Origin of the sequence: Dechloromonas hortensis (genome assembly GCF_009469765.1) — a bacterium.
Classification (GTDB): domain Bacteria; phylum Pseudomonadota; class Gammaproteobacteria; order Burkholderiales; family Rhodocyclaceae; genus Azonexus; species Azonexus hortensis.
Window position 1 is genome coordinate 206,080 of the sequence record NZ_SSSQ01000004.1, and the last position, 13,185, is coordinate 219,264.

General features: G+C 59.0%; 12 protein-coding genes. 7 read left to right on the forward strand and 5 right to left on the reverse strand.

Translation table 11 applies throughout. The features are described from left to right. The first annotated feature begins 13 nt into the window (after positions 1–13). Entirely contained in the window at positions 14–484 is a 471-nt protein-coding gene (soxY, locus tag GH663_RS09175) for a thiosulfate oxidation carrier protein SoxY (protein ID WP_153131341.1), read from the forward strand. Positions 485–487: 3 nt separating this feature from the next. Beyond that, the gene (gene soxZ, locus GH663_RS09180) at positions 488–799 is read left to right on the forward strand and encodes a thiosulfate oxidation carrier complex protein SoxZ (protein ID WP_153131342.1); all 312 of its coding nucleotides are present in this window, start codon (positions 488–490) and stop codon (positions 797–799) included. A 78-nt stretch (positions 800–877) separates the two neighbouring features. Here the strand turns inward: soxZ and GH663_RS09185 are convergent, their stop codons facing one another. Continuing rightward, complete coding sequence (locus GH663_RS09185) at positions 878–1,081, reverse strand: cold-shock protein (RefSeq protein WP_066880803.1); 204 nt, start codon at positions 1,079–1,081, stop codon at positions 878–880. Between the two features lie 271 nt (positions 1,082–1,352). Here GH663_RS09185 and clpS point away from each other — a divergent pair, with 271 nt between their 5' ends. The 3 genes from clpS to rraA all read left to right on the forward strand — a co-directional run bounded on the left by clpS (position 1,353) and on the right by rraA (position 4,474). Next, the gene (clpS, locus tag GH663_RS09190; RefSeq protein ID WP_066880806.1) at positions 1,353–1,661 is read left to right on the forward strand and encodes an ATP-dependent Clp protease adapter ClpS; all 309 of its coding nucleotides are present in this window, start codon (positions 1,353–1,355) and stop codon (positions 1,659–1,661) included. Continuing rightward, complete coding sequence (gene clpA / locus GH663_RS09195; RefSeq protein WP_153131343.1) at positions 1,661–3,919, forward strand: ATP-dependent Clp protease ATP-binding subunit ClpA; 2,259 nt, start codon at positions 1,661–1,663, stop codon at positions 3,917–3,919. Before clpS ends, clpA begins: the two co-directional genes overlap by 1 nt. A 63-nt stretch (positions 3,920–3,982) precedes the next feature. Then, positions 3,983–4,474 carry a ribonuclease E activity regulator RraA gene (gene rraA, locus GH663_RS09200; RefSeq protein ID WP_153131344.1) on the forward strand — a complete coding sequence of 164 codons (492 nt, stop codon included), beginning with the start codon at positions 3,983–3,985 and terminating at the stop codon, positions 4,472–4,474. A gap of 35 nt (positions 4,475–4,509) precedes the next feature. On the opposite strand, the gene GH663_RS09205 is transcribed toward rraA, so the two are convergent. Next, a complete protein-coding gene (locus tag GH663_RS09205) occupies positions 4,510–6,306 on the reverse strand; it encodes a methyl-accepting chemotaxis protein (protein ID WP_153131345.1) in 1,797 nt (598 codons plus the stop codon). Positions 6,307–6,632: 326 nt separating this feature from the next. Between GH663_RS09205 and aceA the strand changes: the two genes are divergently transcribed. After that, on the forward strand, positions 6,633–7,931 hold the full coding sequence (gene aceA, locus GH663_RS09210) for an isocitrate lyase (protein ID WP_153131346.1): 1,299 nt from the start codon (positions 6,633–6,635) through the stop codon (positions 7,929–7,931). Positions 7,932–8,057: 126 nt separating this feature from the next. Here aceA and GH663_RS09215 read toward each other — a convergent pair whose 3' ends face one another. Continuing rightward, complete coding sequence (locus tag GH663_RS09215; RefSeq protein WP_153131347.1) at positions 8,058–8,366, reverse strand: STAS domain-containing protein; 309 nt, start codon at positions 8,364–8,366, stop codon at positions 8,058–8,060. A 343-nt stretch (positions 8,367–8,709) separates the two neighbouring features. Here GH663_RS09215 and GH663_RS09220 point away from each other — a divergent pair, with 343 nt between their 5' ends. Beyond that, on the forward strand, positions 8,710–11,763 hold the full coding sequence (locus GH663_RS09220) for an EAL domain-containing protein (protein ID WP_170291386.1): 3,054 nt from the start codon (positions 8,710–8,712) through the stop codon (positions 11,761–11,763). Positions 11,764–11,826: 63 nt separating this feature from the next. On the opposite strand, the gene GH663_RS09225 is transcribed toward GH663_RS09220, so the two are convergent. After that, complete coding sequence (locus tag GH663_RS09225; RefSeq protein WP_153131349.1) at positions 11,827–12,180, reverse strand: YbaN family protein; 354 nt, start codon at positions 12,178–12,180, stop codon at positions 11,827–11,829. A gap of 10 nt (positions 12,181–12,190) precedes the next feature. Then, the gene (locus tag GH663_RS09230) at positions 12,191–13,093 is read right to left on the reverse strand and encodes a LysR family transcriptional regulator (RefSeq protein ID WP_153131350.1); all 903 of its coding nucleotides are present in this window, start codon (positions 13,091–13,093) and stop codon (positions 12,191–12,193) included. Positions 13,094–13,185: the final 92 nt, after the last annotated feature.

Genomic DNA, 13,185 nt, shown 5'->3' on the forward strand with positions numbered 1-13,185 from the left:
ACCACAGATCGCAATGCTTGAACTACGTCGCAAACTACTCAAGGGCAGCAGCGCCCTGCTGCTCTCGCCACTGATCGGCAGCGGCCTGCTGACGCCGACCGCGCTGCTCGCTGCCGAATGGAACCGCAACGCCTTCACCGCCCGCACCATCAATGATGCGCTGAAAGCCTATGCCGGCACCGGAGCCACCGAATCGCGCGATATCGTCATCAGCGCCCCGGAAATTGCCGAAAATGGTGCAAAAGTCGAGATCGACATTAGCAGCAACCTACCGAACACCAGAACCCTGGCCGTTTTTGCCGACAAGAACCCGATGCCACTCTGTGCCTCACTTGATTTTTCAGGGGCCGCCCTGCCCTATATCCGCGTTCAGCTAAAGCTGGCCGAAACGACGCGAATTCGCGCCATTGCCAAAACAGCCGATGGCAAGACCTACATCGCCTTCCGCGAAGTCAAGGTCACGCTCGGCGGCTGCGGGGGTTAAACCATGGCCGACCAGATCAAGATTCGCGCTCAGATTCAAGGTGAAATCACGGATATCCGGGTATTGATGCAACACCCGATGGAAACCGGGCAACGCAAGGACGAACGGGGGCAGACGCTGCCCATGCACTTCATCCAGGCGTTTACGGTTAGCCTGAACGGCAAACCGTTGATTGACGGCCAATTGAATACGTCGATTTCGAAAAACCCGCTCTTTGCCTTCAAGGCTCGCGGCGTCAAGCCCGGCGACAAGCTGGCGGTAGCCTGGACGGACAACCTGGGCGACAAGCGCCAGGATGAAATCACCATCGCCTGAGTTGCGTTACTGCCGCCTCAGACCATGAAAAAAGCCCGCCTGAATCAGGCGGGCTTTTGCTTTTCTGCGATCCGAGACTTAGGTGCTCTGGATGTTGGAAGCCTGTTTACCCTTGGGGCCTTGCACGACATCGAAGGAAACCTTTTGACCTTCCTTCAGAGTCTTGAAACCATTCATGTTGATGGCGGAGAAGTGAGCGAAAAGGTCTTCGCTGCCATCATCAGGAGTGATAAAGCCAAAACCCTTGGAATCATTAAACCACTTGACGGTGCCAATTGCCATGTCTGAAACTTTCTTACAAAAAACTAACAAATTACGGGTCTCCCCGACTCCCTGTTTGAGCTCAGCGACCCGGTGCTTGCGGCAACCTTGATGCATCTTGAATCCAAACACGATTGCTTTCTACGCCATTAGAATTATTGCGTCAACATTTTTCGATGCTGCTCCGCAGCATTGCCAAACCAAGGGATTGCGCCAGATCAAGGACATCAAGACCAAAATGTGAACCACCATTTCTGTTGCACAATGAAGTGGACTGTATAGAATCGAAATCATGGCTACGAAGCATCAGGAAGACGGACTGCTGGAGGCACAACGTGCCAAATTGCAGCCGCCAAAAATGTACAAGGTAATGTTGCTGAACGACGACTTCACACCGATGGAATTCGTCATTACCGTTCTGCAGCGTTTTTTTTCTCTGGATACTGAACAAGCGACGCGAATCATGCTCAAAGTTCACAATGAAGGCCGGGGTGTCTGCGGAGTTTTTCCGCGCGACATCGCAGCCACCAAGGTGGAACAGGTGAGCGCTTTTGCCCGCCAGCACCAACACCCGCTTGCTTGCGTCATGGAGGAAAACTGATGATTGCCCAGGAACTCGAAGTCAGCCTGCACATGGCTTTTGTCGAGGCGCGTCAAAAACGCCACGAGTTCATTACCGTCGAACACCTCCTGCTGGCGCTGATCGATAACCCATCGGCCGCCGATGCCTTGCGCGCCTGCGGCGCCAAGCCTGACGTGCTGCGCAAGGATTTGACCAATTTCATTATCGAACATACGCCGACCGTTTCCGGCGAGGACGACATCGATACCCAACCGACCCTCGGCTTCCAGCGCGTCATCCAGCGCGCGATCCTGCATGTCCAGTCGTCCGGCAAGAAGGAAGTCAATGGTGCCAACGTGCTGGTCGCCATCTACGGTGAAAAGGATTCGCACGCCGTCTACTTCCTGCAAAAGCAGGGCGTCACCCGACTGGACGTCGTCAACTACATCTCGCACGGCATCAGCAAGGTGCCACAGCAGAAGGCGGCCGCCGAAGGCGAGACCGAAGTCGAAAACGAGCCGAGTCAGGCGGGCCCGCTCGAGCAATACACCATCAACCTGAACGCCCTGGCCTTGCAGGGCAAGATCGACCCACTGATCGGGCGCGACAAGGAGTTGGAGCGCGTCATTCAAACGCTCTGCCGTCGACGCAAGAACAACCCCTTGCTGGTTGGCGAAGCTGGCGTCGGCAAGACAGCGATCGCTGAAGGACTGGCGCGCAAAGTCGTCGAGGGCGACGTGCCGGAAATTCTGACCAAGGCCAATGTCTATTCGCTGGACATGGGCGCCTTGCTGGCCGGCACCAAGTATCGCGGTGATTTCGAGCAGCGCCTGAAAGGCGTACTGAAGGCCTTGCAGGAAAACCCGCACGCCATCCTGTTCATCGACGAAATCCATACCCTGATCGGCGCCGGCTCGGCTTCGGGCGGCACGCTGGACGCCTCCAACCTGCTCAAGCCAGCTCTCTCTTCAGGCCAACTGAAGTGCATTGGCGCGACGACCTACACCGAATATCGCGGCATCTTCGAAAAGGACAGCGCGCTTTCCCGCCGCTTCCAGAAGATCGACGTCAACGAACCCTCGGTCGCCGAAACCGTTGAAATCCTGAAAGGCCTGAAGGCACGCTTCGAGGCCCACCACGGCATCAAGTACTCGGCGACAGCCATTTCGTCGGCCGCCGAACTGGCGGCGCGCTACATCACCGACCGCCATTTGCCGGACAAGGCGATCGACGTCATCGACGAGGCTGGCGCTGCCCAGCGCATTCTGCCCAAGTCAAAGCAGAAGAAGGTCATCAACAAGACCGATATCGAGGAAATTGTCGCCAAGATTGCGCGTATCCCGTCGCAGCACGTCACGCTCGACGATCGCGGCGCGCTGAAGAACCTCGACCGCGACCTGAAAGCGGTCGTCTTCGGCCAGGACAAGGCGATTGATGCGCTGGCCAAGGCAATCAAGATGGCCCGTTCTGGACTCGGCAACCCGGGCAAGCCGATCGGCTCCTTCCTGTTCAGCGGCCCGACTGGCGTTGGCAAGACTGAAGTTGCCAAGCAACTCGCCTACTGCCTCGGCATCGAGCTGACTCGCTTCGACATGAGCGAGTACATGGAGCGCCATGCGGTCTCCCGCCTGATCGGCGCACCGCCGGGCTATGTCGGTTTCGACCAAGGCGGCCTGCTTACCGAAGCGGTAACCAAAAAGCCCTATTGCGTCCTGCTGCTCGACGAAATCGAGAAAGCGCACCCGGACATCTTCAACATTCTGTTGCAGGTCATGGATCACGGTACGCTGACCGACAACAACGGGCGCAAGGCCGATTTCCGCAACGTCGTCATCATCATGACGACCAATGCCGGCGCGGCTGACCTGCAAAAATCGAGCATGGGCTTCACGGCTGCCAAGCAGTCTGGTGATGAAATGGCCGAAATCAAGCGGCTGTTCACACCGGAATTCCGCAACCGCCTCGATGCCACCATCTCCTTCGCCTCGCTCGACCGCGAGATCATCCTGCGCGTCGTCGACAAGTTCCTGATGCAGCTTGAGGAACAGTTGCACGAGAAGAAGGTGGAAGCGCATTTCAGCGATGCTGTGAAGGAAATGCTGGCCGAGAAAGGCTTCGACCCGCTGATGGGCGCCCGCCCGATGTCGCGCCTGATTCAGGACACCATTCGCTCCGCCTTGGCCGACGAACTGCTGTTCGGGCGCCTGGCCAGCGGCGGAAGGGTTACGGTCGACCTCGACAAAGAGGGCAAAATCAAACTCGATTTTGAAGAAGAAAAGAGCGAAGCCGTCGTCTAGGCTTCACGCCACATTCCAACAAGCCATGCGATGCATGGCTTTTTTTCTGTCAGGGAGACAACCATGAGCTTTAAAACACCCGACCTATGCGACGAATTCGAAGTAGACCTGGGCGACAGCCTGCGCGTCGTCGCCCCCATGTTCCAGCGCTACGGTGGACGCAGCAGTTTCTCCGGCCAGGTTGTCACGCTGAAGCTCTTCGAGGACAACTCGCTGGTCCGTGAAGCCTTTGCCGAGAGCGGCAGGGGCAAGGTCCTGGTGATCGATGGCGGCGGTTCGCTTCGCTGCGCACTGGTCGGGGACCAACTGGCCATTCTGGCGCAGAAGAACGGCTGGGAAGGCGTCGTCGTTTATGGCTGCATTCGCGACTCCGGCGATATCAACGGCATCGATATCGGCGTCCGCGCCCTGAACACCCACCCGCAAAAAAGTATCAAGAAAGGCGTTGGCGACAAGAACATCGCCGTCACCTTCGGCGGCGTCACTTTCAAACCGGGCGAATGGCTCTACGCCGATGAGGATGGCGTACTGGTTTCTACCAAGCCGCTCGCCTGAGCAAATAAAATGGGGGCCGCAGCCCCCTTGCTCAATCAGCTATCGAGCAGCACGCTGCTCTCGCAGCCAACCCGCAAACCGCCCCAGTGCCGGCCATCGACGATGATCGGCAGATTGATCTCCGAAAGCACTTCGCCGGTATCACGGGCATAGGTCTGGAGCAGCAGCGGCCGCGTATTTTTGGCTGCTCGCTGCCCCGTTGGATCGTCCCAGATCCGCCGTGTCCGGTTCCCCACCAGATCGGCCTGGTAATCACCGGTCAAAGGCTTGGAATATTTCAGGTTGTGGATCGCGCCATAGCCCTGGGTATCGACCATCAGCGCGTAAACACCGCCCCGTAGCTGGCTTAGCGCCTCTTCGGCCAGCGGCTGGATTTCGCGCTCGAAGGCAGTGGCATAGCTGACTTCGAACTTCTGCGGATTGGTATTCGGAATCGGCCGATAACGCTGATCCCAGATATCAATGCCGCGCTTCGACATCTCCTGCATCGTGTCCTGCAGGCGCAGCAGCATCTTGCGCGCCTGATCAACATTGAAATCAAAGGAGCCACGCCCGATCTTGAAGCGCGACACCAGTTCCTGAACGCTCTCGGTGGCTCGACTCAACGTCTGAGTCGAAGTTTCGGACGACTGCATGCTGCCCGAAACCTCGTTCGACAGGGTATAGACCTGCGACACCGCTTCATGGACCTGGCCATTGGTCGCCGTCAGCTCCTCCATGGCCGAGGCGATCTGGTTCAACTGATCGCCGGTACGCTCGAAGTCGCTGACCATCCGCTTGAACTCTGAGGATGAGCGCTCGACCACCTGCCGGGTCTGCTGGATATCGGTATTGATGACCTCGTTTTCGTCCTGCGTTTCACGCACCAGCGAGATCATGCCGCCAATGTTGTCGTTGATTTCCTGGGTAGCGACATTGACCCGCTCTGCCAGCTTGCGTACCTCGTCGGCCACCACGGCAAAACCCCGCCCCATCTCACCGGCCCGTGCCGCCTCGATGGCTGCGTTGAGGGCGAGCAGATTGGTCTGGTCGGCAATTTCCTTAATCAGGCCGGCGATCTTGCGAATGCTGTCGGAGCGCTCCGCCAGGTGACCGACCGTATCGTTGAAGGCGGAAAGCTTGTCGCTGACCGTCTGGACCTTGGTGACGATGTCAAACATCTCGCCCAGAGAAGCGCGGGCGGTTTCAAGATTGGATTCCGTCGACTGGGAAATCAACTCGGCGGAGGCGGAAACCTCGTGGATGGCCTGAATGGCTTCCGTGCTCGCACCGAACACGGCATTGGCGATTTCGCCCTGCTGCGTTGCCCGCTGCGCGGTTGAGGCCACCGTCTTCTTCACGAGCACCGCCTCGCGAGCGATATTGACACTCATCTTGCGCACTTCGTTGATGATTTCCCGCATCTTGTCGGCGAAACGATTGTAAGACTCAGCCAGCCCGCGCAGTTCATCGTGGGTAATGGTCGGCAGATTGCGCGAGAAATCGCCCTCGCCACGAGCGATCTCATCGAAAATGGTCGAGATCAGCTTGATCGGCCGCAGGATCAGGTGGCGGATATAGAGAATCTGCAGGACATTCCACAGCAACGCGAAAACGGTCATCCCGATCATCAGCGTCAGACCGCTATCCATGCCCTCGGATATCCGCTGCAACACCTCCGTATTGACGCCGCCACGGGCCAGCTCGTCGGCGACCAGCCTTTTCTGGCGCAGGTAGATCGCCAGATACGCCAGATCGACAAAGAAGAGGATCAAAAAGCTCATCAGCTTTTTGGTCAGCGAATTCCAGAATGTGCGCTCATTCCATTCGTACAAACGCCGCAAAGTTTCCATTTTTGTAACCTGAAATTCAAAATTCGATGAATTCAATACTCCTTCCTCGATGCCGTCAAGCCAGCAAATGGAGTACATGACGACGAGTTCAGGTGATCATGCAGCAAAAAAAGGCCGAAAAGCATTTCACAGACTCGAAAAACATTTCATATCGTGAAAACATGCATCTAAACCAATGTTTAATAACACAAATAAATTGTCTTATGTCTTATATAAGACTATTGCTGCCCTGCGCAAAAATAACTATACTTTGACCCATCGGCACTGCACCTCAAGCAAACGCTTGCAGACCGTACCCCATAACCAAATCTCTTGAGGAATTCACCATGAGCACTCGCGAACAGCAAATCGCCGCCCTCGAAAAAGACTGGGCTGAAAACCCCCGCTGGAAAGGCATCAAGCGCGGTTACTCCGCTGCTGACGTCGTCCGTCTGCGTGGCTCGTTCCAGGTCGAGCACACCCTGGCCCGTCGCGGTGCCGAGAAGCTGTGGGATCTGGTTAACAACCAGCCGTACGTCAACTGCCTAGGCGCCCTGACCGGCGGCCAAGCCGTTCAGCAAGCCAAGGCCGGCATCAAGGCCATCTACCTGTCCGGCTGGCAAGTCGCTGCCGATAACAACGAATACGCCGCCATGTACCCGGACCAGTCGCTGTACCCGGTTGACTCCGTGCCGAAGGTTGTCGAGCGCATCAACAATGCCTTCAACCGCGCCGACGAAATCCAGTGGTCCAAGAACATCAATGCTGGCGATGCCGGTCACGTTGAATACCACCTGCCGATCGTGGCCGACGCTGAAGCCGGTTTCGGCGGCGTGCTCAACGCTTACGAACTGATGAAGGCCATGATCCGCGCTGGCGCTGCCGGCGTGCATTGGGAAGATCAGTTGGCTTCCGTCAAGAAGTGCGGCCACATGGGTGGCAAGGTTCTGGTCCCGACCACCGAAGCCGTTCAAAAGTTGATCGCTGCCCGTATGGCCGCTGACGTCTATGGCGTGCCGACCCTGGTCATCGCCCGTACCGATGCCGAAGCCGCCGACCTGATCACCTCCGACTACGACGAAAACGACAAGCCGTTCCTGACCGGCGAGCGCACTGCCGAAGGCTTCTACAAGACCAAGAAGGGTCTGGAGCAGGCCATCTCCCGCGCCGTCGCTTACGCCGAGTACGCCGACCTGGTGTGGTGCGAAACCGGCACGCCGGATCTGGAATTTGCCCGCAAATTCGCCGAAGCCGTGCATGCCAAGCACCCGGGCAAGATGCTGGCCTACAACTGCTCGCCTTCCTTCAACTGGAAGAAGAACCTGGACGATGCCACCATCGCCAAGTTCCAGCGCGAACTGGGCGCCATGGGCTACAAGTACCAGTTCATCACCCTGGCTGGCATCCACTCCATGTGGTACAACATGTTCGATCTGGCCCAGGACTACGCCAAGCGCGGCATGTCGGCCTACGTCGAGAAGGTTCAGGAGCCGGAATTCGCTGCCCGCGATCGTGGCTACACCTTCGTCTCGCACCAGCAGGAAGTTGGTACTGGCTACTTCGACGACGTCACCACCGTGATCCAGGGTGGCAAATCCAGCGTCACCGCACTGACCGGCTCGACCGAAGAAGAACAGTTCCACTAAGCAAGCTTTTGAAATTGCCGCCCTACCGGGCGGCAACAAAAGGCCGACACCCACAAGGTGCCGGCCTTTTTCACATTGACTGGGCAAGCATCCAGCGCGGCGAGCATTCGCCACCGGAACAATCACTCAATCGATGCTGAAGTGCTTGTGTAGATTGGCCAGGTACAAATTTTCTTTGGCTGCCTTGCTGCAATTACGCAATGCAACCGGACTGCCTTTGGCCTTCTGCCAATCGTGCAGGATCAACAGCATGCCCAATGCGGCACTGTCCAGACTCGTCACGCCGGACAAATCCACATCGAAGTGCTGCCCATCGGGCCCGGCAGAATGTTTCTTGATCTGCCCCATAAATTCCCGGTGACAGGAAAATCCAAAGGGACCGACGATATGCAGGACTTTTTTTCCATGCGCCGAATTGCGCCACTCAATGCCCATTTTTCTCTCCCTGCCTATTGCTTGTTATGACCGAACGATAAGCCTAGCAATTGCGGGTTGCAATATGATTAAACGTTTCGTTTGGCAACTGGCGATGAATGGCGGCAAAAACAGCAAAAACCTGCTGTATTCGGCACTCTCTTTCAGTTTTTTGGTGATTAATAATATTCTTCTAAATAGCCGGAACAGGCCTCGGCGCATCGCTTAAAATGTTGACACATTGATAACTAAAAAGCTTTGCCAGTGGCGCCGGAGGCGCCAGCAGGCAAGCAGCGGGAATAGCCTCTTGCGTTCAAACTCTGCTTTATCCGGTTTTTTTGTCACACTCGTTCGTCTGTGTGTTGTGGCGACTCTATGGCTATCGGCCAGCGCCTACGCCCATGAAAATGGCGTTGTCCGGATCGGCGTACTGGCTTTTCGGGATATCCAGTCGACCGAACAACAGTGGTCCGCGCTGGCGCGCTACCTGAGCGAAGAGATTGGCGAACAGCAGTTCTCCGTCGTCCCCATGTATCTGGACGATCTCAGCCAGGCCGTTGCAGATCGCGACGTCGACTTCGTACTGACCCAGCCTGAACATTACGTATTGCTGCGCGCCCGCCATGGCCTGGCGGCCGTATCGACCCTGATGTCGATGGCCGGCGACACGCCGGTGACGCAATTCGGCGGTGTCATCTTCACGCGTGCCGGCCAGACCGATATCAACACCCTGAACGATTTGCGAGGCAAGACGGTCGCCTCGACACACCAGCACTCCTTCGGCAGTTACCGAATCCAGCAGTGGACCTTGCAGAACACCGGTCTGCAAATCCCCGGCGATCTGAAAAGCGTGATTTTTACCGGTGCACCGCAGGACCAAGTGGTTGAACAAGTACTGAACGGACAAGTCGATGTCGGCTTCATTCGCAGCGGATTGCTCGAATCCATGGCGCGCGAACGCCGGCTGGACCTGAGTGCGATCAAGGTACTGAACCAGAAATCGGTCAATGGCTTCCCATTGCTGCTATCGACCGAGCTTTTCCCGGAGTGGCCATTCTCGGCTGCCCACGACCTGCCCGAACCTCTGATCAAGTCAGTGATGCTGGCCCTGCTGAAAATCACGCCCGACCACCCGGTCGCTGTCAATGGCAAGTTCTACGGCTTTTCGCCGCCGGCCGACTACAGCCGACTCGAATCGGTGATGCTGGCCTTGCGCGCCCACCCGGACCGCCTTGAGCATTTCGATACCCGCGACATTGCCGAAAAATATTCGCTGCAGGTTGCGGGAGGACTTAGCCTCTTGCTCGGCTTGACGCTGTTCGCCCTGTTCAAGCTGGCCCGCTCCCGGCGCCAGATCGAGATCGCGTTGCGCGAACGGGCCAGCCTGCTCGACAGCCTCGGCGAAGGCGTCTATGGCATCGACCAGGCCGGTCGCTGCACCTTCATCAATCCGAAAGGGCTGGAAATGCTCGGCTGGACGAGCGCCGAGATTATCGGTTTCGACCAGCACCTGCTATTTCACCATCACAAGGAGGATGGCTCGCCTTACCCGCATGCCGATTGCCCGATGCACCAGACCTTGCATGATGGCAAGCGGCGCCAGGGCGAAGACTGGTTCATCCGCAAGGATGGCCAGGGTTTTCCGGTGCAATACTCGGTGACACCGATCGCCGAGCACGGCGGCCATGACGGCGCGGTGATCACCTTCCGCGACATTTCCGAGGCGCGCAAGGCGGACGAGTTGATGCGCATCGCGGCCATCGCCTTCGAAACACAGGAGGCGATGCTGGTCACCGATGCCCGCAGCCAGATCCTGCGGGTCAACCGGGCCTTCAGCGAGGTAACCGGCTACAGCGCGACCGAGGCCATCGGCCAGACGCCGTCCTTGCTCAAGTCCGGCTACCACGAGGACAGTTTCTACCAGGAGATGTGGGCGACGCTGAAGGAACAGGGCTTCTGGCGCGGCGAGATCTGGAATCGCCGGAAAAACGGCGAAATTTACCCGGAATGGCTGACCATCTCGGCCGTCCGCGACGCACAGGGCGCGGTGTCCCACTATGTCTCTTCCTTCCTCGACATCACGCAGCGCAAGGAAGCCGAGGAGCAGATCCAGTTCCTCGCCCTCTACGACCCGCTGACCCATCTGCCGAACCGCCGCCTGCTCAGCGAACGCCTGGCCAAGGCGGTGGCCGGCAGTGGGCGCCAACGCCGCCATGCCGCGCTGTTGTTCATCGATCTCGACAATTTCAAGATGATCAACGACTCGATGGGTCACGACGTCGGCGACCTGCTGCTGCGCCAGGTGGCACTACGCCTGCGCGACTCGGTGCGCAGCAACGATACGGTGGCCCGCCTGGGCGGTGACGAGTTCGTCATCCTGCTCGAAGAACTGAGCCCGAAGATAAACGAGGCGACCGCCCAGATCGAGCACATCGCCCAGAAAATGCTCGATTCGCTCGGCCGGCCTTACAAGTTCGGCGAGTTCTCCCACCATTGCACGGCCAGCATCGGGGCGATTCCTTTCATGGACGCCAGCGAAACCATCGAAGGCCTGCTCAAGTCGGCCGACATGGCGATGTACAAGGCCAAGGCGGCCGGCAAGAATCGCCTGTTCTTCTTCGATCCGGCGATGCAGACCGAAGTCGAAACCCGCGCCGCCCTCGAACGGGATTTGCGCCAGGCCCTGCTCGAACAGCAATTCCTCCTCTACCTGCAGCCGCAGGTCGACCAGTTTGCCCAGATACTCGGTGCCGAAGCGCTGATCCGCTGGCAGCATCCGAAACGCGGCCTGATCGGGCCGGCCGAGTTCATCCAGGTTGCCGAGGAAACCGGCCTGATCCTGCCGATCGGGCAGTGGGTGCTGGAAGAAGCCTGCCGCCAGCTCGCCCGCTGGCAAGCCCGGCCCGACACCGCATCGCTGACGCTGGCCGTCAATGTCAGCGCCCTGCAATTCCGCAACGGCGACTTTCTCGACGACGTAGCGCGCGCCATTGGCGAAGCCGGCGCGCCGGCCAGCCAGCTGAAGCTGGAGATCACCGAATCGCTGCTGCTCGAAGACATCGACGGCACCATCACGCGCATGCAGACCCTGAAAAGCGAACTCGGCGTCGGCCTGTCGCTCGATGACTTCGGCACCGGCTACTCGTCGCTGAGCTATCTGAAGCAACTGCCGCTCGACCAGATCAAGCTCGACCGCAGTTTCGTCAGCGACATCGACCGCAACCCGAACGATGCGGCAATTGCCGAAGCCGTCATTGCCCTCGGCCGCTCCTTTGCGATCAGCGTCATTGCCGAAGGCGTCGAAACCGATGAGCAACGCGCAGCGTTGCTGGCCCGCGGCTGCCATGCCTTCCAGGGCTTTCTGTTCGGCCGGCCGGGGCCGATCGCCGAATTCCCGGTCGGCCAGAGCGGCCGTTAAGGCAAGGCCGGCGGTCGACTGCCTGAAAAGGGCGATTTTCAGCGGCCGCTTGCCGGCCGGCCCCTACACTGAGGGCCGCGTCCACATCCAGGCCAGCACGCCGGCACCGATCGCGCCGGGCAACCAGCGCCACGGCTCGGGCAAGGCGAACCAGCCGCTCACGGCACTGATCGCCAGCATCCCGCTGGCGGCGTATTTCGCCACTTTCGGGATCGCCCGGTGATCGCGCCAGGCGCGGATTGCCGGCCCGGCGGTCGGGTGCGCCAGCAGCCTGGCCTCCCACTCCGGATGCGAACGGGCGAAGAAATAGGCGGCGAGCAGCAGGAAAGGCGTCGTCGGCAAGAGTGGCAACACCGCGCCGACCACGCCAAGGGCGACCGACAGCAGACCGAGAGCACGATAGACCGGTGTTTTCATCCGGTGCAGCCTAGCGCAATTCCCAGTAGCTCGGCCGGCCATAGGTTTCCTTCAGCAGGTCGATGAACAGCCGGACGCGCAGCGGCAGATGCCGGCGTTGCGGGAAGACGGCGTAGATGCCGAGCGGTGGCGCCTGCCAAGCATCGAGCACCGAGGTCAGCCGCCCCTCCTTGAGGTCCTGCCCGACCTCCCACAGCGAACGCCAGGCCAGGCCGCGCCCGGCCAGCGCCCATTCGTGCAGCACCGCACCGTCATTGCATTCGAAGGCCCCGTTCACCTTGAGCGTTTCGACCTCGCCGCTGTCCGGGTTGCGAAACAGCCAGCCGCGCTGCTGGCCGAGCGACAGACAGTTGTGGCTGGCGAGGTCGGCCGGCTCGCGCGGCACACCGTGGGCGACCAGATAAGCCGGGCTGGCCACCACCATGCGGCGCATTTCGCCGAGGCGGACGCTGACCAGGCTGGAATCGGTCAATTCACCGATGCGGATGGCGCAGTCGATGTTTTCATTGACCAGGTCGACCAGGCGATCGCTGAGGTTCAGATTGACCCGAACCTCCGGGTTGGCCAGCATGAAATCGCCGACCAGCGGTGCCACGTGCCGCCGACCGAAGCCGGAGGGCGCCGAAATACGCAACTGGCCGCTGGCCCGCACGCTGCCCAGCGAGACGGCAGCCTCGGCATTGGCCAGGTCGTTGAGCACCTTCTGGCAATCCTCGAGAAAGGCCTGGCCTTCGAAAGTCAGCGTCAGCTTACGCGTCGTCCGCACCATCAGGCGCACGCCGAGCCTCGCCTCCAGGGCATCCAGCCGGCGCCCGATAATCGCCGGCGTCACCCCTTCCTGGCGGGCTGCGGCCGACAGACTGCCGCGTGTCGCGACATTGACAAAGGCCGTGATCTGCTTGAAGGAGGACATTCGCTTTATACCTCAGGTAAAAGAATCTTCGCCAAAACACCGGCTTATTTTATCTCTCAAGTAACAATAGAATCCAATTCATCCGCCAACCA

Excerpts from the sequence above, each read along its gene's own strand:
- aceA (WP_153131346.1), top strand. The coding sequence starts at position 6,633 with ATGAGCACTCGCGAACAGCAAATCGCCGCCCTCGAAAAAGACTGGGCT.
- clpS (WP_066880806.1), top strand. The coding sequence starts at position 1,353 with ATGGCTACGAAGCATCAGGAAGACGGACTGCTGGAGGCACAACGTGCC.
- GH663_RS09215 (WP_153131347.1), bottom strand. The coding sequence starts at position 8,366 with ATGGGCATTGAGTGGCGCAATTCGGCGCATGGAAAAAAAGTCCTGCAT.
- GH663_RS09185 (WP_066880803.1), bottom strand. The coding sequence starts at position 1,081 with ATGGCAATTGGCACCGTCAAGTGGTTTAATGATTCCAAGGGTTTTGGC.
- soxY (WP_153131341.1), top strand. The coding sequence starts at position 14 with ATGCTTGAACTACGTCGCAAACTACTCAAGGGCAGCAGCGCCCTGCTG.
- GH663_RS09225 (WP_153131349.1), bottom strand. The coding sequence starts at position 12,180 with ATGAAAACACCGGTCTATCGTGCTCTCGGTCTGCTGTCGGTCGCCCTT.
- soxZ (WP_153131342.1), top strand. The coding sequence starts at position 488 with ATGGCCGACCAGATCAAGATTCGCGCTCAGATTCAAGGTGAAATCACG.
- GH663_RS09205 (WP_153131345.1), bottom strand. The coding sequence starts at position 6,306 with ATGGAAACTTTGCGGCGTTTGTACGAATGGAATGAGCGCACATTCTGG.
- GH663_RS09230 (WP_153131350.1), bottom strand. The coding sequence starts at position 13,093 with ATGTCCTCCTTCAAGCAGATCACGGCCTTTGTCAATGTCGCGACACGC.
- clpA (WP_153131343.1), top strand. The coding sequence starts at position 1,661 with ATGATTGCCCAGGAACTCGAAGTCAGCCTGCACATGGCTTTTGTCGAG.
- rraA (WP_153131344.1), top strand. The coding sequence starts at position 3,983 with ATGAGCTTTAAAACACCCGACCTATGCGACGAATTCGAAGTAGACCTG.